24 protein-coding genes and 2 tRNA genes are annotated in these 25,385 nt (G+C 40.9%); 24 read left to right on the top strand and 2 right to left on the bottom strand.

Features of this window, described 5'->3' with window-relative positions; genetic code table 11:
- Positions 1 to 41 precede the first annotated feature (41 nt).
- Together HMPREF9333_RS00540 and HMPREF9333_RS00535 are read right to left on the bottom strand one after the other, a co-directional pair.
- Positions 42 to 548 carry a hypothetical protein gene (locus HMPREF9333_RS00540; RefSeq protein WP_005539024.1) on the bottom strand — a complete coding sequence of 169 codons (507 nt, stop codon included), beginning with the start codon at positions 546 to 548 and terminating at the stop codon, positions 42 to 44.
- 33 nt (positions 549 to 581) lie between these two features.
- Positions 582 to 1,055, bottom strand: coding sequence for a hypothetical protein (locus HMPREF9333_RS00535; protein WP_005539023.1), 474 nt, complete (start codon positions 1,053 to 1,055; stop codon positions 582 to 584).
- 657 nt (positions 1,056 to 1,712) lie between these two features.
- Between HMPREF9333_RS00535 and HMPREF9333_RS00530 the strand changes: the two genes are divergently transcribed.
- The 24 genes from HMPREF9333_RS00530 to pglZ all read left to right on the top strand — a co-directional run bounded on the left by HMPREF9333_RS00530 (position 1,713) and on the right by pglZ (position 25,381).
- Positions 1,713 to 2,120 (top strand): DUF1648 domain-containing protein, encoded by a 408-nt coding sequence (locus HMPREF9333_RS00530; protein WP_005539022.1) that lies wholly within the window; start codon positions 1,713 to 1,715, stop codon positions 2,118 to 2,120.
- Between the two features lie 11 nt (positions 2,121 to 2,131).
- Complete coding sequence (locus tag HMPREF9333_RS00525) at positions 2,132 to 2,566, top strand: GNAT family N-acetyltransferase (protein ID WP_005539021.1); 435 nt, start codon at positions 2,132 to 2,134, stop codon at positions 2,564 to 2,566.
- A 271-nt stretch (positions 2,567 to 2,837) separates the two neighbouring features.
- A tRNA-Thr gene (locus HMPREF9333_RS00520) sits at positions 2,838 to 2,910 on the top strand.
- A gap of 142 nt (positions 2,911 to 3,052) precedes the next feature.
- Positions 3,053 to 4,018: a D-2-hydroxyacid dehydrogenase gene (locus HMPREF9333_RS00515; RefSeq protein WP_040882057.1), complete on the top strand. Its 966-nt coding sequence runs from the start codon at positions 3,053 to 3,055 to the stop codon at positions 4,016 to 4,018.
- Between the two features lie 191 nt (positions 4,019 to 4,209).
- A tRNA-Arg gene (locus tag HMPREF9333_RS00510) sits at positions 4,210 to 4,283 on the top strand.
- An 84-nt stretch (positions 4,284 to 4,367) separates the two neighbouring features.
- Positions 4,368 to 5,237, top strand: coding sequence for an energy-coupling factor transporter ATPase (locus HMPREF9333_RS00505; RefSeq protein ID WP_005539019.1), 870 nt, complete (start codon positions 4,368 to 4,370; stop codon positions 5,235 to 5,237).
- Positions 5,238 to 5,257: 20 nt separating this feature from the next.
- Positions 5,258 to 6,127 carry an energy-coupling factor transporter ATPase gene (locus tag HMPREF9333_RS00500; RefSeq protein ID WP_207635708.1) on the top strand — a complete coding sequence of 290 codons (870 nt, stop codon included), beginning with the start codon at positions 5,258 to 5,260 and terminating at the stop codon, positions 6,125 to 6,127.
- Positions 6,128 to 6,130: 3 nt separating this feature from the next.
- A complete protein-coding gene (locus tag HMPREF9333_RS00495) occupies positions 6,131 to 6,931 on the top strand; it encodes an energy-coupling factor transporter transmembrane component T family protein (protein ID WP_005539017.1) in 801 nt (266 codons plus the stop codon).
- A gap of 63 nt (positions 6,932 to 6,994) precedes the next feature.
- A complete protein-coding gene (gene truA / locus HMPREF9333_RS00490) occupies positions 6,995 to 7,735 on the top strand; it encodes a tRNA pseudouridine(38-40) synthase TruA (protein WP_040882056.1) in 741 nt (246 codons plus the stop codon).
- A 227-nt stretch (positions 7,736 to 7,962) separates the two neighbouring features.
- Positions 7,963 to 9,087, top strand: coding sequence for a lipoate--protein ligase family protein (locus tag HMPREF9333_RS12060; RefSeq protein WP_005539015.1), 1,125 nt, complete (start codon positions 7,963 to 7,965; stop codon positions 9,085 to 9,087).
- Positions 9,088 to 9,362: 275 nt separating this feature from the next.
- Positions 9,363 to 9,614, top strand: a complete 252-nt coding sequence (locus HMPREF9333_RS00480) for a biotin/lipoyl-containing protein (RefSeq protein WP_005539014.1) — start codon at positions 9,363 to 9,365, stop codon at positions 9,612 to 9,614.
- Positions 9,615 to 9,654: 40 nt separating this feature from the next.
- On the top strand, positions 9,655 to 10,518 hold the full coding sequence (lipA, locus tag HMPREF9333_RS00475; protein ID WP_005539013.1) for a lipoyl synthase: 864 nt from the start codon (positions 9,655 to 9,657) through the stop codon (positions 10,516 to 10,518).
- Entirely contained in the window at positions 10,505 to 11,509 is a 1,005-nt protein-coding gene (locus tag HMPREF9333_RS00470) for a lipoate--protein ligase (protein ID WP_005539012.1), read from the top strand. Before lipA ends, HMPREF9333_RS00470 begins: the two co-directional genes overlap by 14 nt.
- Positions 11,510 to 11,908: 399 nt before the next feature.
- Positions 11,909 to 12,343 (top strand): 50S ribosomal protein L13, encoded by a 435-nt coding sequence (gene rplM / locus HMPREF9333_RS00465; RefSeq protein ID WP_040882008.1) that lies wholly within the window; start codon positions 11,909 to 11,911, stop codon positions 12,341 to 12,343.
- Between the two features lie 14 nt (positions 12,344 to 12,357).
- A complete protein-coding gene (gene rpsI, locus HMPREF9333_RS00460; protein ID WP_005539010.1) occupies positions 12,358 to 12,750 on the top strand; it encodes a 30S ribosomal protein S9 in 393 nt (130 codons plus the stop codon).
- A gap of 339 nt (positions 12,751 to 13,089) precedes the next feature.
- Entirely contained in the window at positions 13,090 to 13,317 is a 228-nt protein-coding gene (locus tag HMPREF9333_RS00455) for a helix-turn-helix domain-containing protein (protein ID WP_040882007.1), read from the top strand.
- The gene (locus tag HMPREF9333_RS00450; RefSeq protein ID WP_040882006.1) at positions 13,298 to 13,906 is read left to right on the top strand and encodes a DUF1819 family protein; all 609 of its coding nucleotides are present in this window, start codon (positions 13,298 to 13,300) and stop codon (positions 13,904 to 13,906) included. The genes HMPREF9333_RS00455 and HMPREF9333_RS00450 overlap by 20 nt, the downstream gene beginning before the upstream one ends.
- 1 nt (position 13,907) lies before the next feature.
- Positions 13,908 to 14,483 carry a DUF1788 domain-containing protein gene (locus HMPREF9333_RS00445; RefSeq protein ID WP_005539008.1) on the top strand — a complete coding sequence of 192 codons (576 nt, stop codon included), beginning with the start codon at positions 13,908 to 13,910 and terminating at the stop codon, positions 14,481 to 14,483.
- A gap of 18 nt (positions 14,484 to 14,501) precedes the next feature.
- A complete protein-coding gene (gene brxC / locus HMPREF9333_RS00440; RefSeq protein ID WP_156797221.1) occupies positions 14,502 to 18,155 on the top strand; it encodes a BREX system P-loop protein BrxC in 3,654 nt (1,217 codons plus the stop codon).
- Between the two features lie 20 nt (positions 18,156 to 18,175).
- Positions 18,176 to 21,763: a BREX-1 system adenine-specific DNA-methyltransferase PglX gene (gene pglX / locus HMPREF9333_RS00435; RefSeq protein WP_005539006.1), complete on the top strand. Its 3,588-nt coding sequence runs from the start codon at positions 18,176 to 18,178 to the stop codon at positions 21,761 to 21,763.
- A gap of 97 nt (positions 21,764 to 21,860) precedes the next feature.
- Complete coding sequence (locus HMPREF9333_RS00430) at positions 21,861 to 22,343, top strand: DUF3990 domain-containing protein (RefSeq protein WP_005539004.1); 483 nt, start codon at positions 21,861 to 21,863, stop codon at positions 22,341 to 22,343.
- Complete coding sequence (locus HMPREF9333_RS00425; protein ID WP_005539002.1) at positions 22,340 to 22,579, top strand: hypothetical protein; 240 nt, start codon at positions 22,340 to 22,342, stop codon at positions 22,577 to 22,579. The genes HMPREF9333_RS00430 and HMPREF9333_RS00425 overlap by 4 nt, the downstream gene beginning before the upstream one ends.
- Positions 22,580 to 22,582: 3 nt before the next feature.
- On the top strand, positions 22,583 to 22,804 hold the full coding sequence (locus tag HMPREF9333_RS00420; protein ID WP_005539001.1) for a DUF3791 domain-containing protein: 222 nt from the start codon (positions 22,583 to 22,585) through the stop codon (positions 22,802 to 22,804).
- Positions 22,805 to 22,858: 54 nt separating this feature from the next.
- A complete protein-coding gene (pglZ, locus tag HMPREF9333_RS00415) occupies positions 22,859 to 25,381 on the top strand; it encodes a BREX-1 system phosphatase PglZ type A (RefSeq protein WP_005539000.1) in 2,523 nt (840 codons plus the stop codon).
- Positions 25,382 to 25,385 lie beyond the last annotated feature (4 nt).

The following is a 25,385-nucleotide window of genomic DNA, read 5'->3' as shown; positions in this document are numbered from 1 at the left end:
AAATACTATAAATATTTACAATATTTCTAAATGTATTTTGATTAATATTGTACTACTTCTATTTCCTGCTCGGTAGGGTATTGAAGCTTCAATTCTTCTTTTTTTGCGTTTTTAAGTATCGCCTTTAAATAAAGTCCTGTTTCAGTATTCGGCGGAATACTTATTTTACAGTCGTCATATATTTTTATATTCTTTTTTTTGTAATTCCATTCTTCTATAAATACAACATCACACTTATAACGGAGATAGTCCAAACCCTCTGAACCTAACAAATATAAATTTACATATACATCCTGAGTTTTGTTTGAACTGTTTTTAAGTTTAAAGTATGAATAGGTATATATACTTTCATCATTATAGTAAGTTAATTCTCCCACAGGTATATCCGCTACGCTTACAGGGTTTGTAGCATTTTGGTATAAAACCACTATGTGTATGCATAGCCATAAAAAAGCAAATACCTTAAACAGCCTTTCTGTATAAAATATACAGCTGTTATATCCGTTTTTTGTCATATATCTTTTATAAATGGATTTATTTATTTTCATATTCTTTTTTCTCCTTGTAATATATTTTTTATATCAAGGCAGTATACGCCTATCTACCACCTCCCATACAAATCCGTTTCTTTTTATAAACCACAAGTCATATGAATTTCCGCCTGAATAAAATCCGTCAGGTAAAAAGAATATATATCCCTTTTCCCCGTCATGTGCGACCTTTAATATCTTAGATTTGCTATCGATATATTTAGGAATTTCGTATTTTTCTACACTTTCATTTTCTTCATTTGATTTTTTCTTTTTTTCATAGTCTGCAATTTCAGAAGTTTGATCATATATATAAAATATATCATCTTTATCAGTTTTAACAACTCCGCCCAACAAAGCGTTTGCGTAGCCTACAATTGACTGTACTTCTTTTTCCTGTTCTTTTTTAATCTGTATTTTTTGTATATTTTCAATTTGAATATTTATTAAAACAAAAAATACATCAAGCATAATCAAGAAAATAAATATTCTTTTACATTTATTTTTTATATCTAAGTTACTCATTTTTAAGCACCTGCTTTTTAAAATATCTTTTTAAAACGTAGCTTTATTTTAATGCCGGAATTATTTGTTAATAACTAAAACCTCCCACACCAATAAGGTGTGTTTGGACTTATCTAAAAATTCATCACCTTATAGAGACCTATATTAATATATCTAATTATCTAAACGTACATAAATATAAATACTCGACTGTTGTGATGATTTATTAATCCATAAGTTTCAGCTGATATTCTTAATATTTTTTTAAGAATATCATAAAATTTTTACACTGTCAATGATGTTTTGTTTGAGTGTATGTATTTTTATTTGATTTTAGACAAGGTTTTATTTTTTTTAGTATTTATATTTTAGGTATTCAGTATTTTATATTCAGTGTTTTAGTTATATATAATATACTCTAAATATTGGTTATCAATTGGATTATTTATACAAAAATGAGCATATCTAATTATCGGAATAATATCAAAATATATCGGAATAATACTTTGGTGTTATTGTAACAGTATTATCATAATAAAACCGGAAAAACAGGGTAAATTCCGAATAGAAAAAAGCAGGCTAAAATGCTATAATATCGGAGAATAGAAAAGAATTCGCAGCAGAACTCTTACCAGTAGAGATTACCCAAACTTGGTTAACAGGTTCGGAGGAAAAGAAATGAAAAAGATTATGTGGATTATTGCAGTGCTTCCTATGGCAGTTACAATTACAGTATTTCAGTTTATACCGGATAAAATACCTGCTCATTATGATTTGGAGGGAATTGTGGATAGATGGGGAAATAAGACGGAAAGCTTTATTTTGCCTGTAGCTATTTTGCTGATTACACTTTTTTGGCATTTAATGGCATATGTTTTTGAGAAAAATGCTGTGAAGGCGAAAACGGAAAAAGAACGGGTAAAATTGGAATCATCCTCAAAAGTATTCTGCATAGTGGGAGTTTTTCATGCTTTGATGTTTGGTATTATGCATTTTTATATTCTTTATTTATCTTATGTACAAGCAAAAAACGGAGCTTTGAAAGCAGCATTTGATATTTTGAATTTATATATTTTAAATTTATAAAGAGGCTATTTATGGTAAGAGAAGCATTTAAAGAAGACTTATATGAGCTATTGAATTTATATTTGTTTTTACACGAGAAGGATATTCCGGAAGATACTAAACATTTACAGTATACATGGAATACAATTATTGAAGATAAGAATCATCATATTATTGTTAATGAGATAAACGGAAAAATAATTTCATCTTGCGTTTGTGTTATTATTCCGAATTTGACAAGAAACGTGCGACCGTATGCATTTATTGAAAATGTAGTTACAAACGGGCTCTATCGGGGGAAAGGCTATGCAACGGAATGTCTTGATTATGCTAAGGAAATAGCGATAAAAAATAATTGCTATAAAATGATGCTTTTGACAGGTGCAAAGGAGAAAGGTATATTGGACTTTTATAAAAAGGCGGGGTATAACAGCACGGACAAAACGGCATTTATACAGTGGCTTTAATAATCAAGCTTAAAGTAAATAGATATGAAAATTAAAAGTGTATATTTTTTCGACATATGTGGGCGGATATTTTGGTGTAACTATGTGGCAGACTGCATTACATATGAGGAAAACGCAGTGTACGAGGCACTGAAAGAAAAAATTAAATTAATATACATACTTTATTAAGCCTGCCTTAAGATGGTGGCATATATGGCTTATAAATTTGTGAACTCAGTTGGAAAATGAATTGACAAATACAGCCTGCTATGCTAATATCATGGAGTTGTAGGCTGATGTGGCACAGTCGGTAGCGCACCTCATTGGTAGTGAGGAGGTCACGGGTTCGATTCCCGTCATCAGCTTCTAAAACCCCTGGTTTTGTCAGGGGTTTTTATAGTTATAATTTATTTTAGCTCTTGTGCTAAGTTATAAAGAGATTAATGTGAAAAATACTTTTCATCACTATTTGTGCCGCCGGCTAAAGGCGGCGGAATGGAGGTTTATATGAAAATAGTTATTTTAGATGCCTACACAGAAAATCCGGGTGATTTAAGCTGGGAAAAGATAAAAAGCCTTGGGGATGTTGCTATCTATGACAGAACCCCCTGTACAGATATAGATCTTATAGCTGAAAGGATAGGAGATGCACAGATAGCTATTGTAAATAAAACACCTGTAAATGCACAGGTTATTGAAAGGTGCAAAAACCTTAAATTTATAGCTGTTTTCGGTACAGGTTATAATATAGTTGATTATAAGTATGCGGCTGAAAAAGGTATTTCTCTCTCAAATGTGCCATCTTACGGAACCAATACGGTAAGCCAGTTTACAATCGGGCTTCTTCTTGAAGTATGCTCTTTTTACGGTCATCATGATATGACTGTAAAAAATGGAAGATGGGAAAAAAGTGAAGATTTTTGCTATTGGGATTATCCTATGATTGAGTTGTACGGCAAGACTGCCGGAATCATAGGACTCGGCAAGATAGGAAGAGCGAGTGCCGCACTTTTAAAGGCACTTGGTATGGAGGTTATAGCCTTCAGCAGAAGTAAAAACAAAGAAGGGGAAAAAGCTGCCGTATATGTAAGCTTTGATGAACTGCTTGAGAGATCAGATGTCATACTCTTACACTGCCCTCTGTTTGAGGAAACAAAAGGTATGATAAATAAAAAAAGCATTAAAAAGATGAAAGATGGGGTTATAATTATAAATACAAGCCGTGGACAGCTTATAGTTGAAGAAGATCTTGCAGAGGCGTTAAACAGCGGCAAAGTATATGCGGCAGGGCTTGATGTGGTCGCACAGGAACCGATAAGAGCGGATAATCCACTGCTAAAGGCAAAAAATGTAATTATAACGCCGCATATAGCATGGGTTTCAAAAGAATCAAGACAGAGAATACTTGATGCTACATACGCCAATATAAAGGCATTTTTGGACGGCAAGCCTATAAATGTGGTGAATTTATAAAATATTTACTGTACTTATGCGGATATGAAAAATTTATTTGTACTTTAGGACAGTAAATATAACATCTCCGGGACATTTTTATTTGCGGTTTAATAAGACATTATTACAAATTTTTTATAAGAATATGCCAAATAAATTTCAATATCCTTGACAAAATCTGATTAGTAGTCTATTATATCTAACTGTGCAATGTGTGTGTAGCTCAGCTGGATAGAGCACTTGGCTACGGACCAAGGTGTCGGGAGTTCGAATCTTCTCACGCACGTGGAAGCCCTCAAAGCCATAAAGGTCTTGAGGGTTTTTTAGCAGTTAAATATAATATAGAATAAAAACTAAATTATGGAGAATTATGGGCATTATAAAGGCTGCAAAGCTTATTTTTGAATATATAAGCCGGGACGAGCAGGATAACATTGATGAAGTAAGCCGTGCCATAGACAATCTTGACCTTGATATAAAAGAGGGGGATTTTGTTGCCATACTTGGACATAACGGTTCGGGGAAGTCTACATTTGCAAAGCACATAAATGCAATACTGCTTCCTACGGAGGGAACTGTGTGGGTTTCGGGAATGGATACGGCAGATGATTCAAGTCTCCTTAATATAAGAAAAACTGTAGGTATGGTTTTTCAGAATCCTGACAACCAGATTATAGGCAATATAGTTGAAGAAGATGTGGCATTTGGACCTGAAAATATAGGTGTAACAACTGATGATATATGGAAAAGAGTTGATGAGAGCTTGAAGGCAGTAGGAATGACGGCATATCGTCTTAAATCTCCAAATAAACTTTCGGGTGGTCAGAAGCAGAGAGTGGCAATAGCGGGAATTATGGCGATGAAGCCTAAATGTATAGTGCTTGATGAACCTACAGCCATGCTTGATCCGAACGGCAGGAAGGAAGTCATAAATACCGTAAGACAGCTTAATGAACAGGAAAATATAACGGTTGTTTTAATTACCCACTATATGGAAGAAGTGATAAAAGCTGACAGAGTTATAGTTATGGATGATGGAAATATAGTTATGGACGGTACGCCGACGGAGATTTTTTCACATGTTGATGAGCTTAAAAGATATAGACTTGATGTGCCTCAGGTTACAGAGCTTGCACATGAATTGAAGATGGCAGGACTTGATCTTCCTGAAGGTATACTTGACATAGATGAATTTGTAAAATATCTTATGCCTGCTATAAAACAAGGGATTAAACAATGACAAAAGACGCAAAAAAAGATATTATAATGAGAGCGGAGAAGTTAAATTATATATATTCCCGTGATACGGCATTTGAACATTATGCAGTAAAAGATGTGAGTTTTGATATAAAAAATGAAGAATTTATAGGGATAATAGGGCATACGGGTTCGGGAAAATCTACACTTATACAACATATGAACGGACTTATAAAGGCGACTTCAGGAAAGATATTTTTTCATGATACCGACATATATTCTGAGGGTTATGATATGAAGAAGCTTAGGCAAAAGGTAGGCCTGGTATTTCAGTATCCGGAACATCAGCTTTTTGAGATAGATGTATTGACTGATGTATGTTTCGGCCCTAAAAATCAGGGGCTTGATGATGAACAGGCAAAGGAAAGAGCACGTTATGCACTTTCAATAGTAGACATCCCTGAAAATTTTTATAAAAAATCACCTTTTGAGCTTTCAGGAGGACAAAAAAGGAGAGTAGCCATAGCAGGTGTACTGGCGATGAAGCCGGAGATTCTGGTACTTGATGAACCTACTGCCGGGCTTGATCCTAGAGGACGTGATGAAATACTTGATAAGGTAAGTCAGCTGCGTGAGTCTGAACATATGAGTGTTGTGCTTGTATCGCATAGTATGGAAGATGTGGCAAAATATGTTGACAGACTTATGGTTATGAGCGACGGCAGAAAGGTTTTTGACGATACTCCAAAGGTAATTTTCAGGCATTATAAAGAGCTTGAAAAGATAGGTTTAAGTGCTCCTCAGATAACTTATATAATAAAAAGACTCAGGGAAGAGGGGCTTGACCTTGATGAAGGGATAACTACTATAGAGGAGGCGAGGGAAGCTATCTTGGGGCTTTTAAAAAATAATAAAGGTTTGGACGACATATAAAATATGATAAGGGATATAACTTTAGGGCAGTATTATCCGGTAGACTCAGTTTTACATAGACTTGATCCCAGAGTTAAGCTCTTTGGGACTATGATTTTTTTAATAGCGCTTTTTATAGGCGATTCGGTTCCGGGATATATACTTTCAACTGCTTTTTTATTAGGAGTAATTTTACTTTCAAAGGTACCGTTTAAGTTTATGGTAAGAGGACTTAAAACAGTGGTGCTGTTGCTGCTGGTCAGTGTAGGGTTTAATATATTTCTTACTGAGGGTGATGTCGTGTTTAAAATCTGGATATTTAAAGCTACAAGACAGGGGATAATCCTTGCACTTTTTATGGGATTAAGGCTTATATATCTTATGATAGGCTCATCCGTTATGACTCTTACAACCACTCCGAATGCACTTACTGACGGTCTTGAAAAGGGGCTTGGTTTTCTTAAAGTTATAAAGGTTCCGGTACATGAGATAGCGATGATGATGTCTATAGCACTCAGATTTATACCTGTGCTTATAGAAGAAACCGATAAAATAATGAAAGCACAGATGGCAAGAGGAGCTGATTTTGAAAAAGGCAATCTTATACAGAAGGCAAAAGCTATGATCCCTCTGCTTGTACCGCTTTTTATATCAGCATTCAGGAGAGCTACCGACCTTGCTATGGCAATGGAGGCAAGGTGTTACCATGGCGGTGCCGGAAGAACCAAAATGAAACCGCTTATATATAAAAAAGCTGATTATATAGCTTATTGTGTTTTATTTATATATCTTTTTGCGGCGATTGCACTTGGCATATTATTTTGACTTTTAACAATATTTCACTTAGAGTATATTTAAATTCAGGCGGTATTTAACATTATGTGTGCATTGAGAAGAATAAAGCTTATAGTGTCATATGATGGCACAAATTACTGTGGTTGGCAAAAACAGCCAAACGGTGTTACAATAGAGGAGGTGCTTAACAAAGCAGCCTCCTCTTTGTGCGGTGAGGAAATAGAGGTTATAGGTGCAAGCCGTACCGATTCAGGTGTACATGCATTTGGAAATGTAGCAGTCTTTGATACAGATATGAAGATGGATGCGGGAAAATTTGCATTTGCCCTTAATCAGAGACTTCCTGATGATATAAGGATACAGGAATCCTATGAGGTTGAGAAAAAATGGCATCCCAGAAAATGTGATTGTATCAAAACTTATATATACAGGATACTTAACAGAAAAATAAATATACCTACGGAAAGACTGTATGCACATTTTTGTTATTTCAGGCTCGATATTGACAAGATGAATGAAGCGGCAGGATATTTTATAGGGACACATGATTTTACAAGCTTTTGTTCTCAGAAAACTCAGGCACAGTCCCCGGTAAGAACCATACATTTGCTTGAGGTATTAAAAGATGATGATATGATAACGATAGCAATAAGCGGAGACGGTTTTTTATATAATATGATAAGAATAATTGCAGGAACACTTATAAAAGTAGGTATGGGAGTATATCCTCCCTCATATATAAAAGAGATTTTTGCTGCAAAAAACAGGAGATTGGCAGGTCAGACCATGCCTGCAAAAGGGCTGACACTTGTTGAAATAGAATATATGGATTAAATATAAAAATTACTACTGAATTTACAAGAGGATTATTAAGGAGTTTGTAATTGGTTGTATATTTATACCAAAAAACGAGAATAAAAAAGTGTTTTAAAGCATAAAATGCAGTATATAATCTTTAAAATACATTGACTGACAGCCTTAAAAATGATAAAATTATAGCAATGCCATTATATTTATTATATTGGTTTAATAAATAAAGCGAAAAAAGATTGGTAATCATAATGATTGTTTTTATTAATGATTCATATGATCCATATTACAATCAGGCATTTGAAGAATATATTTTTAATGTATTTAATAATGATGATTTGGTAATTATATGGAGAAACAGCCCGGTTGTTGTAGTAGGCTGTTATCAGAATATATGCCGGGAAGTTAATATTCATGCACTTAGAAAAGCGGGCATACCTGTAATTCGCAGAATGAGCGGAGGGGGTACGGTTTATCATGACTCGGGTAATGTAAACTATACTATGGTCTGTGCCAGAGACAGGTTTGAGGGCGGATTTGTTAATTATGAATACTTTTTGGAACGTGTAGTAAGGGCACTTAATAATCTGGGCATACCTGCATGTCATGATCGCCTATGTGATATAGCGATTGAAGGCAGGAAAATATCAGGAAGTGCACAGAAAGTTTCAGGCGGGCGTGTACTTCACCATGGAACCCTGCTTTTTAGCTCGGAGCTTGCACTGCTTGATGAGATAACCACAAAAAATAAAAGCAACAATTTTGCAACCAGCGCTTCGGAATCCGCTATATGCAGAGTAACAAATATAAATGAATATTTTACTCCGGACGGCATGACGGCAAGAAAAAATACTTATGATGAGGACATTTTTAAGTATGCTGTTTGTAAAGATAATGAGATTTATAATATAAATACCGCTATGGAGACTCAAAGTACCTGTAAGGAGCATGTAAAACCGGATATAGAGGCTTTCTGTGAGGCGTTTCTTTTACAGCTCGTACGGGAAAAGACGAGATATATACGTCTTGAGTCGGAGCATACGGAAAAGATTAAGCTGCTTGCCGATGAGAAATATAAAAGCTGGGAATGGACATGGGGAAAGACACCGGCTTTTGAGTTTAAAAGGGAGGGAGTTTTTAAAAATGTTCCTATTGAGATATCATACAGTGCAAAGAAGGGCATTGTAAGTGATTTTAAAATTACTTCTTCCTTTATTGACCGGTGCAAAGCTTCATCTATATTTGACGGTGCCAGATTTGACCCTGATGTATTTGAAAAAAATATTTCATTGGTTTTAGAAAATGTAAATGATAAAGCTAAAAGTGTAGATGAGGTTAATGCTGATAAAGAGACTTTAATGCAGCTTATTATGTAAAATGATTTAATAAACAGTGATTTGGCAGTCATGTAATTAAGCAGCCCTGCATGCTGTCTCTATAATATCTAAAGTTGCATAATAGCGGTGTAAAGCAGTTTAAGAAGCTTGTGGCACAATTAGATGAAAAGTGTGTATAAATAAAATCATATAGGGCAGTATAAAGTCCATGCGGTTTCGCACGGGAAGCACTCAATGATGTTTATCTATAAAACGGTGCAGATTTATAAATATAAGATATAAATATAAAAAAATATATAAGCGAGGATTTAATTATGGAAAAGAAACTTTTAATGCCTAAACTTAGACCTGAGATGGAAAAGGCTGTTTTATGTGCATGGCTTAAGGAAGTGGGAGATGAGATAAAATCAGGCGAGCCTGTTTATGAGATAGAAACGGATAAGGTTGTAACACAGGTTGAATCTTCATATGACGGTGTACTTAAGTCAAAACTTTATGAAGAAGGCGATACAGTGGATGTACTGCTGCCTGTGGCATTGGTAGAGGAAAAGCAGGAGGCTGTATAAATTTGTAACAGGATGCACAACTATATTTAAGGAGGCTATTATGATAGAGAAAAAACCCGATTGGCTTAAAGTAAGGTATAATCAGGAAGCGATAGACGAAGTTGCGGAACTTATGAGAGATCTTAACTTAAACACTGTATGTAAGGAGGCAAACTGTCCCAATCTTGGAGAATGTTACCGCAAGCATACAGCTACCTTTATGATACTTGGTAGTATATGTACAAGAAACTGCCGCTTCTGTAATGTATGCTGCGGCAGACCTATGCCTCCAAACCCGCAGGAGCCTGAGAATGTGGCAAAGGCGGTAAAGCATCTTCACCTTAAGCATGTTGTGCTTACATGTTCAACACGAGACGATCTGCCTGACGGAGGTGCACGGCAGTTTGCAAATACGGTAAATGCCATAAGAGAGCTTTGTCCTCACACAACTGTTGAAACTCTTATTTCAGATATGAAGGGAGACCGCAATTCACTTGATATAGTCCTTGAAGTTAAACCTGATGTGCTTAATCACAATGTTGAAACCGTAAAGGAGCTGCAAAAGGAGATAAGACCGCAGGCAGGTTATGAAAGCTCACTTGGAGTGCTCAGGTACTGTAAGGATAAGGCTCCTGAGATGAGAGTAAAGACCGGATTTATGGTAGGTCTCGGTGAAACTGAAGAACAGATAAATGTGCTGCTTGATGATGTTCTTGACACCGGCTGTGATATACTTACTATAGGTCAATATCTCCAGCCGACACCTGCGCATTATCCGGTGGCAAGATATGCAACCCCTGAAGATTTTGCCAGATATAAGGAAATCGCACTTGCAAAAGGTTTTAAACATGTTGCCTCGGCTCCGCTTGCAAGGAGTTCATACAGAGCATGGGAAGCCTTGGAGGATATACATGATTTATATTGATACAGGGTCCTGTGATGTATATTATAATTTCGGTTGTGAACATTACTTTGCAGATAAAAAAACATTTGATGATACGGTATTTCTGTTTTGGAGGACTTCGCCGACTATTATGGTCGGGAAATACCAGAATGTTGCAGAAGAGATAAATATACCGTATGTTAAAGAACATAATATAAATATAGTGCGCCGTATGAGTGGAGGCGGAACTATATATACCGATATGGGAGGTTGGCAGTTTACTTTTATTGATAAAAATACTGAAAATGTTATAGAATTCAGAAGATATATATCACCTGTAATAGATGCACTGGCATCTTTTGGCATAAAGGCAGAGTTCAACGGAAGAAATGACCTGTGTATAAATGGTAAAAAAATTTCAGGAAACGCACAGTATAGACTTGGAAACAGTATAATACATCATGGTTCACTTTTATTTAATACTGATATTGAGAGCATGGTAAATGCAACTACGGTTGACAGTTATAAGATAATATCAAAAAGTATTAAATCAATACGGGACAGAGTTGCAAATATATCCGAATACACCGTAGATAGTAAAGGGCAGAGTATAGATATACAGCCTGAAGATTTTAAGGAAGCTATGGTTTCATCTATACTGAGCGGCGCAAAAAGAAGTGAAGTATATGATATAACACATGAAGATGATGTGTGTATAAAAGCTCTGGCAGATTCCAAATTTAATAACTGGGAAAGTATATATGGCAGCAATCCCAGATTTAATATAGAAAGAAGTGCAAGATTTGAAGGCGGAAAGATCGTATTTAAACTTGATGTAATACATGGTAAGATAGAATCGGCATCCGTATATGGAGATTTTTTCAGTATACTTGATGCGGCGGATATAACGGCAGCTTTAAAAGGATGTGCCTATAGCAGGGAAGCAGTGTATGATGCCTTTGTAAGAAACGGCATGAAGGATGCTATTTATAAAATCTCAATAGAGGATATTGCTGAAATGATAGCAGATTAAATAGATTGTAGTTAAGGCTGGCTTGTATTTTTTGAAAAAATTTTTAAAGTAGAAATTTTTCAAAAAAGTTAATGCTTGACAGGAATATCAGTAAAATGTATAATTACAAGCTGTAGCGTTAGAGATTTTTGCTTATTCCAATGCCCCGGAAAGCATTGTCTGTAATGACAGTCGGATCTTTACATAATAGGCTTATGTATATAAGATTAGTTAAAGCGGTTATATAAAATCAGTTTAAAAATTAGCTTTAATAAATGATTGTGAGAATATTTTAGTGTATATATATTTATATAATTCATATACGAAAAGGCATTATTTTAATAATATCGAATAAGGTGCTGTCAGTACCGGTTTTTATGGTTTATATAGATATATGAGATCATTAATGGAGGTCAAAATATGAATACTTTTATGCCGAATCCGGACAAGGTCGACAGAAAATGGTATGTCGTTGATGCAGACGGATGCATACTTGGAAGGCTTGCCTCACAGGTTGCAGCCGTATTGAGAGGCAAGAACAAAGCAATATTTACACCGCATGCTGACTGTGGTGATTATGTTATAATTATAAATGCAGAGAAAATTAAGGTTACAGGCAAGAAGCTTGATCAGAAAATTTACTACAGACATTCCGAATATGTAGGCGGTATGAAGGAGACCAAGCTTAAAGATATGATTGCAAACAAGCCTGAGAGGGTTGTTGAGCTTGCAGTTAAGAGGATGTTGCCAAAGGGACCGCTTGGAAACAGGATGTATACTAAACTTCATGTGTATGCAGGTGATAAGCATAAACATGAGGCACAGAAACCTGAAGTGCTGGAAATTAAAAGGTAAAGGAGATAAAAATAATGGTTGACAACAAACTTTATGGAACAGGCAGAAGAAAAAAATCCATTGCCAGAGTATATCTTTTACCCGGAACAGGTAAAGTTACTATAAACAAAAGAGATATTGATGATTATTTTGGACTTGAAACACTTAAGGTTATAGTACGCCAGCCGCTGGTGCTTACTGAGATGCTTTCAAAATTTGATGTGCGTGTAAACGTACATGGAGGCGGATTTACAGGTCAGGCAGGTGCTATAAGGCATGGTATATCAAGAGCGCTTTTGCGTGCTGATGCCGACTTTCGTCCGGCTCTTAAAAAGGCGGGTTATCTTACAAGAGATCCCAGGTCAAAAGAGCGTAAGAAGTACGGCTTAAAAGCTGCAAGAAGAGCACCGCAGTTCTCAAAGAGATAATTGACAACTTCAAAATGCTAAAAAAGCCCGGAAATACGCCATTTTCCGGGCTTTTTCTATACCCAAATTCTGTCTGGGCTTGTTCGGTTTTGATGGAATTTGAACGGAAATTTATGGGTTTATAGTGGTCAAATTACTGGTGGGATTAGGGAGTTTCCCCAACAAGCAGAAAATCGCTTTCGTGTCATGAAAGCCCTGCTTGCAGAAGAGTGGTGCTAAAAAAAACGTTCAAAATTTGGAAGAACTTTTGATTGATTTTGTTCGTTTCTTGGAGTAGAATCTAGATAAGAGATTTTAACTTGCTGCAAGTGAATTTAGACATCGGAAAAGAGGTTCCGTATGGATTTCATGACGATTAAGCAGGTTTCTGAAAAATGGGGAATCTGCACGAGGAGAGTACAGACATTATGCACGGAAGGGCGAATTGATGGTGCCGAGCGCTTAGGCCATCAATGGCTCATTCCTATTAACGCAGAAAAGCCGAAGGATGGTAGAGTCAAAAGCGGCAAATACATTAAAACAAAATCCGGAAATGGAGAGAACGAAGATGAAAAGAAAACCGTATAGTGCCGGGGCTGTGAAATTTTTGTTCTGGTTCATGGAATTTCGGAAGACTGTGCAGCTTTTGAGCGAGAGTAAGAGCTTTGCGGACATTAAAAAGTTGAATGAAGAGACAAACATCTATGGCGCGCCGACAAAATTACGAGCGCGGCAGATTTATTCTACAGTAACTGCCCGTATCAAGACATTAGATGAAAGCTTTTACCCAATCTTTTTGAGCAGTGATCTTGCTACACAAAAATTATTCGTGCTGACTGCGGCTCTTTTGCATGACACGCTGTTCTTTGATTTTGTGTATGAAGTAGTGCGGGAAAAAATGATTCTTGGTTCCGATGAGCTGACAGATGCGGATATTCGGATATTCTTCAAAAATAAGCAGGAACAGAGCGAGAAGGTGGCTTCTTTTCAAGACTATACGCTGCGCCGCCTCGGTTCCTGCTATAAAACACAGCTTTATGAAGCGGGACTTTTAGAGAGCAACCGGACAAACGGTACAAGAAAAATACTGAAGCCAATTCTTGATATTGCATTTGAGCATTGGCTTTATGACCATGATCTTGGCATCATGGTAAAAACACTGACGGGGGTAAGATGAAATGGATTTAAGCCAAAGACTGGATGAGATGGAGCTTGCAATCCATAAGCCGTCTTTCCGAAAAGGAACAGGTCGTGCAAATGAGGTCAACTATTGGGTGTTTGATTATACACCGGAAAAGGAATTGGAAGTTCGGGAACGCATAGAGTATATGAAAAACAAGAATGATCGGGGTGATGATGATTTTGAGTTTGTGGTCTTTGACCTGTATGATATCATCATCGACTTTTTGAAAAAGAAAAGCTTCATGGAGAAGTGCTATGACTTTGAAAAAAAGCGGGGGATCGAGCGTATTGTCAAGGCAGTGTCCAACTCTATGAAAGTGAATGACGATGACAGCCTGATCGTGCGATATATCAAAGAACATACGCCGGAGAATGCAGTCGTATTTCTGACCGGCATTGGCAAGTGCTATCCGATTTTGCGTTCCCACAAGGTGCTTAACAACTTGCATCAGGCGTTTGTGCGCTGCCCGGTAGTGATGTTCTTTCCGGGAACCTATAATGAGCAGGAGCTGATTCTGTTTAATGAGATTAAAGATGATAACTATTACCGGGCATTCCGATTGGCAAAGTAATGGATGGAGGAAACTGTTATGCAGATCAAGGACATGTTCCGAAAGAAAATTGACCGTGAGATACAGGGCGTTATCATTGTCGGTCAGGGTGAAGAGACGAATGTGGTGCAGGAGCAGGAAGAGTACGTTGTGACCCGTGAGCTTCAGAGGCATTTTGCAGATTTCTTTGCAGCATATAAAAAAGGTATTCAGGGAACTACATCGAAAATGGGTGTCTGGATTTCCGGCTTCTTTGGAAGTGGTAAATCTCATTTTCTGAAAATTCTGTCCTATCTGCTTCAGAATAAACAGGTCGGAGACAAATATGCCATCGACTACTTTATCGAGGATCAGAAGATTACCAATCAGATAGTGCTGGCAGATATGCAGTTGGCAGCGAACACCCCATCGGACGTAATTCTTTTCAACATTGATTCCAAAAGCGATTCTAATGGCAAGGAAAACAAAGATGCCATTGTGAACGTGTTCCTGAAGGTTTTCAATGAGATGCAGGGCTTCTGCGGTTCTATGCCGCACCTTGCCGACCTGGAGGACAGGCTTTCCGAGGAAGGTCGTTTTGAGAGGTTTAAGGAAAAGTTTGAAGAAGAGTATGGCGATCCGTGGGAAAGCTCTCGTCAGGATTTCGATTTCATTCAGGATTCTGTTGTCGATGTCCTTTCTGACATGGACTTCATGAGCGAATCGGCTGCCCGCAACTGGTGCGAGAAAGCAACTGAGAGCTACCAGATCAGTATTGAGGATTTTGCCAAGCGTGTAAAGTCCTATATTGAGAAAAAAGGTAACAACCACCATGTGGTTTTCCTTGTGGATGAGATTGGTCAGTACATCGGTGATGATTCCAAGCTGATGCTGAACCTCCAGACAGTGACAGAAGAACTGGGCAAGGAGTGTATGGGAAAAGCTTGGGTGATCGTAACGAGCCAGCAGGACATCGACTCTATCACCAAGGTGAAAGGTAACGACTTTTCTAAGATTCAGGGACGTTTCGATACACGTCTTTCTCTGTCCTCTGCCAACGTAGATGCTGTTATCAAAAAGCGTATTCTGGATAAGACGGAGACAGCAGCACAGAGCCTGCGTCTGCTCTATGACCAGAAAGCGACCATCATCAAAAATCTGATTGTATTCAATGATGGTGTGGAGAAAAAGCTGTATGCCAATGCAGAAGATTTTGCAGAGGTTTATCCTTTTGTTCCGTACCAGTTCAATCTGCTTGCCAGTGTGCTGACCAGCATCCGTACCCACGGTGCATCCGGTAAGCACCTGTCCGAGGGTGAACGTTCCATGCTGGCTCTGTTCAAGGAGTCAGCCATGCAGCTGATGGACGATGAGATGGGAACCATCGTGCCGTTCTATCGGTTCTATGATGCATTGGAGAACTTCCTTGACCACAGCCACAGCAGCGTGCTCATTCGCGCTTATGATAACAGCTACATCAACCTGGAAAAGAAGGAAAAAGATGTCTTTTCTATCAATGTGTTGAAGACTCTTTTCCTGATTAAATATGTTCTGGAAATCGAAGCTAATGTGGACAACATCGTCAGCCTGATGATTACCAGCATTGATGATGACCGTATCTCTATGAAAGCGCAGGTGGAAGATGCTCTGAAAGTGCTGATGCGCCAGATGCTGATCCAGAAGAATGGATCCATCTATGTATTCCTGACCGATGAGGAACAGGAAATCAACAATGAAATCGAAAAAGAAAATGTGGAGATGTCGGAAGTCATCACGAAGATCGCGGAGATGATTTATGAGGACATTTTCTCCAGCAAGAAGTATCAGTACCCCAGCTTTGGCGGACGGTATGCGTTCTCCTTCAATCAGACAGTGGATGACCGCACCTATAAGGCAAACCAGAATTACGATATAGGTCTCCGTGTGCTGACCCCGTGGTACGAGGGTGGCACCGATGATGGTACGCTGCGACTGCTCTCCTGCCAGGGCAAGGAAGTCATTGTGGTTCTGCCGAATGATGATGCGTTCCTGAGGGAAATGCGGGCATACTTAAAAATTGAGCGGTTCCTGCGCAAGAATACTTCTGTGCGGCTTGCCAAGTATGAGACCATTAAGGAAGCAAAGCGCGTGGAGATGCGGGAACGCAACGGCAACGCCAAGCTTTATTTGACGGAAGCTCTGAAAGAGGCTACCATCTATGTTAATGGCGATGTGCTGCACACCTCCGGCAAGGAAGTAACCAGCCGCATCAATGAGGCTATTGGCAGACTTGTACAGACAGTTTATCACAAGTTATCCTACATTGACGCAGCGATGGGCGAAGCAGATATCCGTAAGATGTTCAAGACCAGCAACCAGCTGTCGCTGGCACTGGGAAATACCGGAGAATCCAATGTCCACGCACTGGGTGATGTGCTGCAATTTGTGGCGGGTAATTCCCGTATGCACATGAAGATTTCTATGAAAACCATCAAGGATCGCTTTATGAAAGCACCCTATGGCTTTGTGGAAGACGATATTTATTGGCTGGTGGCACGGCTCTTTAAGCGCGGAGATCTGTCCTTTACCGTCAACGGAGAAAGTGTTAATCTTAATAACCGCTCCGAAGAGGAAATCATCGGCTACATCACAAAGAAGCAGTTCGTAGATAAGCTGCTGACGGAAGTACGCGTTCGTGTACCGGAAAATCAGAAAAAGGCTGTCCGCACCATGATGAAAGAGCTGTTCAAGATGACGCCGCCTGCCGATGATGAAGATACCATTATGAAAAATTTTCAGCGTTACTGCGAGAATCGGATCACCGAGATCGAGCGGCTGGAACCGAAATATGAGAATTACGCCTATCCCGGAAAAGAAATTCTGAAAAAAGGTAAAAAGCGGTTTTCCGCATTGGTACAGATTCAGGCACCGCTGGAATTCTTTAAGACCGTATTTGACGAGCAGGACATTCTGATGGATTTTAGCGAGGACTATGAACCTGTCCGCAATTTCTTTGGCGGTGAGCAGCTGACCATCTTCACCCGTGCACTGGATATGCTGAACATCTACGAAGACAGTAAGACTTACATCGTGGATGCAGAGCTGGAAGATGTAGTGGCAAAGATGCGCACCATCGTCCGGATGGCAAAGCCCTATAAGGAAATCCCGAAGCTGCCGGAACTGCGCGAAAAGTTTATGCACTGCTACATGCGCATTTTGGATGAGCAGGCAGAGCCGGTCAAGGATTCCATTAGCCAGGATCAAAGCAGAGTGTTTGAAGTATTGAACACCAAGCCATATAAAGATGCAAAATTCAACCGCTATCTGGAACTGTTCGGGGAGATCATGGACGGTGCGGAGCATTGCAACAATGTCTCCACTCTGCGCAGCTATGCAGATAAGGCAGAAACCTTGAAACTGCGACTGCTCAATGAGATGACGGAAGAAGATAACCGCCTTGCAAAAGAAGCAGCGGCAAAGGCCGAAGCAGAGCGTAAGCGTCAGGAAGAAGAGGCGAAAAAACGTGGCGAGACCGTGAAATCGGCAGAAAAGATGGCAGAAGCGCAGCCGGAATATAAGGTGCGCACCACGAAGAACATCTCCATCAAGACGGTTGCCAAGACAGCATCGTGGAGACTGGAGAGCAAGGATGACGTTGATAAATACCTTGCTGCGTTGCGTGAAAACCTGCTGAAAGAGATGAACGAAGATACAATCGTCAACATTGAACTGTAAATGACAGGAGGATTGGCTCCATGAACAAGACAGCCATAAAAAATTTTGCGATCTGGGCGCGGAATAAGCTGATTGCAGATGTTAGCTATGATGCCCGACTGATCGGTATTACGGAGGACGGCATTGCAAAGCCGCTGCCGCAGAGCTTCGGCGACACCCAGTTCTTCGATATCGGCACTGCAAAACCGTATTCGATTTCCGGCGAGGCCGTGCGTCAGCGTGACAAGCTGATAGAGGTTATTCAGCAGAAGGAAAAGGATACCGACTACAAAACCGCATATCAGTATGTGATCGAGGAGGTTGCCTATACATGGTTCAACCGCCTGATCGCGATCCGTTTCATGGAGGTCAACGACTATCTGCCTTCCCATATCCGAGTGCTATCTTCCGAGAGTGGTAAGCTGGAGCCGGATTTGGTTACAACACCGTTTGACGCAGAGCTGCCCTTCACTGCGGAGGAAGAGGCTCAGATTTTTCAGTGGAAACAGGACAACAAGCTGGACGAGGTGTTCCGCATCCTGTTCCTGAAACAGTGCAACGCACTGAACGAAATTCTGCCTGCTCTGTTTGAAAAGACGAAGAACTACACCGAGCTGCTGCTCAGCCTGTCCGTCATTGACCGGGATGGCGTGGTCTATCACCTGATTCACGATATTCCGGAGGATGACTTCAACATCGAGTGCGGTGGTCAGGTGGAGATTATCGGCTGGCTGTACCAGTATTACAATACCGAGCCGAAAGCCGCTGCATTTGCCAAGAACGGCAAGATTACCAAAGAGGAAATCCCTGCCGTAACCCAGCTGTTCACCCCGGACTGGATCGTCCGTTACATGGTGGAGAACAGCCTGGGTCGTCTGTGGGTGGGAGGTCACCCGGACCGCGGCCTGAAAGAAAACTGGAAATACTATCTGGAAGAGGCACAGCAGGAGCCAGAAGTGCAGGTGAAACTTTCGGAAATTCGTAAAGAGTATGCCGCCCTGAACCCGGAAGACATCAAGCTCATTGACCCCTGCATGGGATCCGGACATATCCTCGTATACGCCTTTGATGTGCTGATGCAGATTTACGAGAGTGCCGGTTACAGCCAGCGTGATGCTGCAAAGAGCATTCTGGAACACAACATCTACGGTTTGGACATTGATGACCGTGCCTATCAGTTGGCGTACTTTGCCGTGATGATGAAAGCACGGCAGTACAACCGACGTATCCTCAACGGTGAGAACACCTGTCATGTCTACGCCATTCAGGAGAGCAACAGCATCAATCGTGCGCACTTGAAATATTTCGGCGCGGGGTTGGACGATATCGAGAAAAACGCTGCTAAGATGCAGCTGGAAGGTCTGCTGGACACTCTGACGGATGCCAAGGAATACGGCTCTATCCTGAATGTGGAGAGCTACAACTGGGATTTGCTGCGCCGGTTTGTGGCAGCGGAGGACACCGACGGTCAGATCAGCATGGACAGCGTTGGCGTGGAAGATACCGCTGAGCAGTTGAATCGGCTCATTGATATTGGTGAGACAATTGCACGGAAATATTGGGTTACCTGCACGAATCCACCCTATGCAGGAACCACCAACCTGAGCGCAAAATTAAATACATATATCAAAAAATATTTTCCTGACAGTAAATCGGATATGTTCGCTGTATTGATTGAAAGATGCTACCAGTTTACTTTGGATAGTGGATTTCAATCAATGATTACCCAGCACGCATGGATGTTTATCAATAGCTACGAAAATCTTCGTAAGAAAATATATGAAAAAAGATTTATGAGCCTTGTTCATCTTGGGATTAAGGCGTTTGAAGAAATTGGAAATGATGTTGTTCAGACGTGCGCATTTGTGATTCAGGGAAAATATATTGACGGTTACAGTTCTCGGTTTGTAAGACTTGTTGACTGTAAGAATTACAATGAAAAAGAGCAAGAATTTTTGGCTGGGAACTATCGTTATATGGCGGAGGTTGCCAATTTCAGAAAAATTCCGGGAATGCCACTGGCATATTGGGTGAGCAGCCAATTTATAAAAAACTTTAACTCTGCCAAATATATTGAGAATTATGGTGTTTTAACAGGTTCTCAAAATATTACAGGTGATAATGAGAAATATCTGAAGTGCTTCTGGGAAATTGAAAACTATCAAATAGGAAAAAGATGGCATTTCTATGCTAAAGGTGGAGATTATCGCCAGTATTATGGGAACTTGACATTTGTTGTAGACTGGTCTGATACGGCAAGGCTTTTTTACGCGAACAATAAAACATCTAATTTGTTAAGTGAAGAATTTTGGTTCAAGCCGGGAGTTACCTATTCGGCAATTACAAGCCGTGGAACAGGTTTTAGATATTTGCCGGAAGGGTGTATCTTTGACAAGGGCGGACCATCAATTAACTTGAGAAAGAACATTCCGGAAATTTTGGCGTTGCTAAATACAAATGTTGCTAAGTACTATTTCTGGGTATTCAATCCATCTATCAACCTTCAAGTGAAAGATGTAAAGAGCTTTCCAATTATTTTGCCGGAGGATTCTTCTCTGACAGAAATGGCAAACACAAATCTTAAACTTTGTGAATATGATTGGAATGCATTTGAGACCTCATGGGAATTCAAGAAACACCCGCTTGTTTCAGAGAGTGAAAAAGAAAAATCCAAGACAATTCAGCAGTGCTTTAATCAGTGGAAGGCTGATTGCGAAATTCGTTCGACTGAGTTGCGTGAAAATGAGGAACGATTAAATCAATCCTTTATTGATGCATACGGTATGCGGGACGAAGTTGATGCAGCAGTTGAAGAACGAGACGTGACCGTGCGCAAAGCTGACTTGCAGCGGGACATCAAGAGCCTGCTCAGCTATGCTGTGGGTTGTATGTTTGGCCGTTACTCGCTGGATGTGGAGGGATTGGCCTATGCAGGCGGCGAGTGGGATAGCAGCAAATACCAGAGCTATATTCCGGATGCTGACGATGTTATTCCCATCACCGATGAGGAATATCTGGACGATGATATCGTATCGCGCCTGTGCGACTGGCTGAAGGTGGTGTACGGTGCTGATACGCTGGAAGAAAACCTTGATTACATCGCAAAAGCCCTTGGCAATAAAGGCAGCACCAGCCGGGAGATCATCCGCAACTACTTCCTGAACGATTTCTTCAAGGATCACTGCCGGACTTATTCTGTCACCGGCTCCGGCAAGCGTCCGATCTACTGGCTGTTTGACAGCGGCAAGCAGAACGGCTTTAAGGTCTTGGTCTATCTGCACCGCTACACACCGGATACCATCGGCAACCTGCGTATCGACTACCTGCACCGGATGCAGCGCGTGTATGAATCCGAGATCAACCGAATGCAGGATATGATGGATCACAGCGAGAATGCCCGTGAGGTGGCAGCAGCCGGGAAGCGCAAGGATAAACTTGCCAAGCAGCTGAAGGAATGCCGGGAATACGATGAGAAAATCAGCCATCTGGCACTTTCCCGCATCGAACTTGACCTTGATGACGGCGTTAAGGTCAACTACCGCAAGCTCCAGACCGCACAGGACGGCAAGTTTTATGAGGTGCTGGCGGATAGTAAGAACATCATGGCGAAGCAGCGAGGAAAAGCGTGATCGTGCTTGCACGCATCACGCCTTGACGAGCGCCGACATCGATGCGGCAGCCGAGATGGTGAAGGAAAAGAAATAAGAGGAACAGGAGGCGTTTGAAATGATTTTGTACCATGGAAGCAATGTTATCGTAAAACAACCGAAATTTATCCGGCAAAATCGCTATCTGGACTTCGGTTTTGGATTTTATACCACCACCAACCGTGATCAGGCAGTGAACTTCGCTCAAAAGGTTGCTGACCGCCGCAAAACAGGGGCCGCTACGCTGAACATTTATTCCGTAGAGGAAGCAGTGGCTTTCAAGGAGTGCAGTTTGCTGTGCTTTGACAGCCCTGATGAAGCATGGTTGGATTTTGTAGCTGAGAACCGTCAGGGAACTTATCAGGGAAAGCAGCATGACCTGATTTATGGCGCAGTGGCAAATGATGATGTGTACCGCACCATTACCCTGTATATGACCGAAGTGCTTGATAAGCAACAGACACTGGCGGCACTTAAGATTCGGAAATTGTTCAATCAACTGGTGTTTGCAACAGAAAAGTCTCTGCAATACCTGCATTTTGAAGGGAGGGAGCTTGTATGAATGAAGATCAGTTCAGCGCAATGCTTGCAATCATTGTGCCGCCCATCATCGAACAGATTACAAAAAACAGCAATGTGGATGATGAGAAAGCGATTTCCCGCTTTTATCAGTCCAAGCTCTATCAGGAACTTTCGGATGAAAAATCAAAATTGTGGCATTACAGCCCGATGACGCTGTATACCATGTATCAAGATGAACTTCTGACAGGTTCCTATGATTACCCAGAGGAGGCGTGAGAGATGAGCAAAGAATCCAATTTTTTGATTTATTGCATGGAGCGGTACCGTCATTTCAAAGGGCTTTCCGGTGCCGATGTGGCAAAGACCTTTGACGAGTATGGTATCTATGGGTATATCACAAAATATTTTGAATCACTGCACACAATGGGGGATCATTGCATCGTGCAGGATATTGACGATTATATTAGCAGCATCACAGGCAACAAACGGATCAAGGCGTAGCTGCCTGTATGATATTCCCCAAAGGGCGGAATCTATCAAGTAAAGGAAATTGATATGGCAGAATTAAACCTGAAACAAATTATAGACCGCCTGAATGCGGAATTTACCGGGGAGACCCGGAAACTGGTTTTTTGGTACGATGACAAGGCGGAATTTGCCGAGGACATGGAGACGGTGGAGCTTCAGAATGCGAAGATTTACCATCTCCAGCCGGATAACCAGTTCTATACAAAGTATTTTCTGGAGCGTGTTGATAAGACCACGAATTATCTGATCTATGCACCGTTCCCCAAACCGGATGTAAGGGATAACCATCTGGAAGATACAATGCTGTATTCCAGACGGTTCTTTGCTGACCGTGCATCCCTGCTGTCGGTTGACCTGGGTATTGAGGAAAAGTACAAGCCGGTTATTGAGAAGCACATCAAGTTTTTCGCCAACAAGGAGCGTACTCAGCGGTTCTATGATCTGGAAATTGAGAACTTTAATGAAGAAAATATACTTGTCGGCCTGCTGAGTGCCGTCTGCAAGGCACGTACCTGCTCTTTTGAGGAAGTCGTGCGCATCGTGTTAACGGATGGTGAGCTGGCGGACAATGCTCTCTTGCAGGAGTTTGAAAAATACGATCTGCTGTCTGCGTTCTGGCAGCTTTGTGAGCAGCATTTTGGTTACACCGATACAAAACCGAGTTTGGAACGGCTTCTGGTAACGTTGTTCGTTACTTATACCGGGCGATATGTGCATGCAGAGTTTCCGGCAGCATGGAAGAGCTTTGTCTCCTACAAGTCCGGTAATATCATCGCATTTCTCGATAGCCTTATGAACAGCGTCCTGTACCGGGACAAATACGATGCTTTGTCGGAGCACGTTGCCAAAGGACTGAATGTCCTTCCTGCATTTGCAGGAATGCGAGTGGACGATTTGGTGGAGTGCGACACTTTCCTTGCTGTGGATCAGGTGCTGGTAAAGTGGCTCATTGGCAGACTTGTTTCGGAAGACATTGGTGCAATCGCAAACGGACTTACCATTCCGGAACTTTGTGAAAAACGGGTCAAAATGCACTTTGGCAGAAAGACAGGGAAGACCTATCAGATGCTTTCCAGTGCGTGCAGCATGGTGAAGGAAGCGGATTACCATGCCGCAGATGGCTTAAAGCCAATCATCGACCGATATCTTGCTGCGGATTACAATATGGATCAGCAGTATCGGAAATTCTACTATTATTATGACCAGCTGGAGAGTACGGAAAGTTTTGAGCCGCTTCGGGAACTGGTGGAAAATATCTACACGAACGAATATCTGGCATGTCTGCTCCCTGCTTGGAATGCCGGAATCCAGCAGGATGCCGCATTTTCTGCAATTCCGTTGCAGCGGGAGTTTTACAATGCCAACCTGCGATATACAAAAGAACGCACGGTGGTCATCATTTCGGATGCCATGCGTTACGAAGTTGGACAGGAATTGTTTGCCCGAATGCAGGATGACCCGAAATGCACGGCAAAACTTTCTGTACAGCTGAGTGTCCTGCCGTCTTATACAAGGCTCGGCATGGCAGCAGTTTTACCGCATAAGACACTGGAGATGACGGATGATTTTCAGGTGCTGGCAGATGGTATTCTTTGCGATAACCTGGCAGGTCGGCAGCAGGTGCTGCAAAACTATAACCCGGATAGTGTCTGTGTGCAGTTTGATGATATCAAAAACCTGAAAGTGGCAGAGCTGCGAGATGTGCTGACAAGACGTCAGATTATCTATGTATATCATAATCAGATTGACGCGCGCGGAGACAAGGCAAACACCGAGGACGAGGTGTTTAATGCGTGCGAGGAAGCCGTTCAGGAAATCATGGATTTGATCCATCGAGTCTCCGTCAGCGGCAACACCTATCATTTTATCGTCACTGCCGATCATGGCTTTATTTACAATCGTGATAAACTGACAGAAAGTGACAAAATTTCCGGGAAAAGCGCAGAAAAAGCATTTGTCAATCGCAGATTTATTGTGTCCAAGGCGGCACTGGAAGATGACGGCATCGACCATATGAGCATGGGACGTGTTCTGGGAAACAAGGACAGTAAGGTGGTTTCCTACCCGGTTAGCAGCAATGTATTTAAGGTGGCCGGAGGCGGTGCTAACTATGTGCATGGCGGTTCCTCACCGCAGGAAATGCTGGTGCCTGTGCTGGAGTTTAAGATGGAGCGCGGTCACATGGAAACAAAGAGTGCAGAGATTGCTCTGGTCAGCATCGTTCATAAGATTACGAACCTAATTACTTCCATGGACTTTATTCAGTCGGATGCAGTCAGTGATACTGTAAAAACGGCAAAATACCGCATTTTCTTTCTCTCGGAGGAAAATGAGAAAATCTCGAACGAAAACAGTTATGTTGCGGACAGTCGTGAGGAAAATGCGCAGAATCGTATCTTCCGGATGCGGTTCACATTCAAGAATAAGAAATACGACAAGGACAAGCAGTATTACCTTGTGGTTTATGACGAAGAAAGCGGTCTGGAGCAGTGGAGGCAGCCTGTCATCATGGACATTGCCTTTGCAGATGACTTTGGATTCGGATTCTGATACA

The sequence above is a fragment of the Johnsonella ignava ATCC 51276 genome (assembly GCF_000235445.1).
GTDB lineage: Bacteria > Bacillota > Clostridia > Lachnospirales > Lachnospiraceae > Johnsonella > Johnsonella ignava.
This window is presented reverse-complemented; position numbering and strand designations above follow the sequence as displayed.

Coding starts and splice junctions, on each gene's coding strand:
- HMPREF9333_RS00540 (WP_005539024.1), bottom strand. CDS start 548: ATGAAAATAAATAAATCCATTTATAAAAGATATATGACAAAAAACGGA.
- HMPREF9333_RS00535 (WP_005539023.1), bottom strand. CDS start 1,055: ATGAGTAACTTAGATATAAAAAATAAATGTAAAAGAATATTTATTTTC.
- HMPREF9333_RS00530 (WP_005539022.1), top strand. CDS start 1,713: ATGAAAAAGATTATGTGGATTATTGCAGTGCTTCCTATGGCAGTTACA.
- HMPREF9333_RS00525 (WP_005539021.1), top strand. CDS start 2,132: ATGGTAAGAGAAGCATTTAAAGAAGACTTATATGAGCTATTGAATTTA.
- HMPREF9333_RS00515 (WP_040882057.1), top strand. CDS start 3,053: ATGAAAATAGTTATTTTAGATGCCTACACAGAAAATCCGGGTGATTTA.
- HMPREF9333_RS00505 (WP_005539019.1), top strand. CDS start 4,368: ATGGGCATTATAAAGGCTGCAAAGCTTATTTTTGAATATATAAGCCGG.
- HMPREF9333_RS00495 (WP_005539017.1), top strand. CDS start 6,131: ATGATAAGGGATATAACTTTAGGGCAGTATTATCCGGTAGACTCAGTT.
- HMPREF9333_RS12060 (WP_005539015.1), top strand. CDS start 7,963: ATGATTGTTTTTATTAATGATTCATATGATCCATATTACAATCAGGCA.
- HMPREF9333_RS00480 (WP_005539014.1), top strand. CDS start 9,363: ATGGAAAAGAAACTTTTAATGCCTAAACTTAGACCTGAGATGGAAAAG.
- lipA (WP_005539013.1), top strand. CDS start 9,655: ATGATAGAGAAAAAACCCGATTGGCTTAAAGTAAGGTATAATCAGGAA.
- HMPREF9333_RS00470 (WP_005539012.1), top strand. CDS start 10,505: ATGATTTATATTGATACAGGGTCCTGTGATGTATATTATAATTTCGGT.
- rplM (WP_040882008.1), top strand. CDS start 11,909: ATGAATACTTTTATGCCGAATCCGGACAAGGTCGACAGAAAATGGTAT.
- rpsI (WP_005539010.1), top strand. CDS start 12,358: ATGGTTGACAACAAACTTTATGGAACAGGCAGAAGAAAAAAATCCATT.
- HMPREF9333_RS00455 (WP_040882007.1), top strand. CDS start 13,090: ATGGATTTCATGACGATTAAGCAGGTTTCTGAAAAATGGGGAATCTGC.
- HMPREF9333_RS00450 (WP_040882006.1), top strand. CDS start 13,298: ATGAAAAGAAAACCGTATAGTGCCGGGGCTGTGAAATTTTTGTTCTGG.
- HMPREF9333_RS00445 (WP_005539008.1), top strand. CDS start 13,908: ATGGATTTAAGCCAAAGACTGGATGAGATGGAGCTTGCAATCCATAAG.
- brxC (WP_156797221.1), top strand. CDS start 14,502: ATGCAGATCAAGGACATGTTCCGAAAGAAAATTGACCGTGAGATACAG.
- pglX (WP_005539006.1), top strand. CDS start 18,176: ATGAACAAGACAGCCATAAAAAATTTTGCGATCTGGGCGCGGAATAAG.
- HMPREF9333_RS00430 (WP_005539004.1), top strand. CDS start 21,861: ATGATTTTGTACCATGGAAGCAATGTTATCGTAAAACAACCGAAATTT.
- HMPREF9333_RS00425 (WP_005539002.1), top strand. CDS start 22,340: ATGAATGAAGATCAGTTCAGCGCAATGCTTGCAATCATTGTGCCGCCC.
- HMPREF9333_RS00420 (WP_005539001.1), top strand. CDS start 22,583: ATGAGCAAAGAATCCAATTTTTTGATTTATTGCATGGAGCGGTACCGT.
- pglZ (WP_005539000.1), top strand. CDS start 22,859: ATGGCAGAATTAAACCTGAAACAAATTATAGACCGCCTGAATGCGGAA.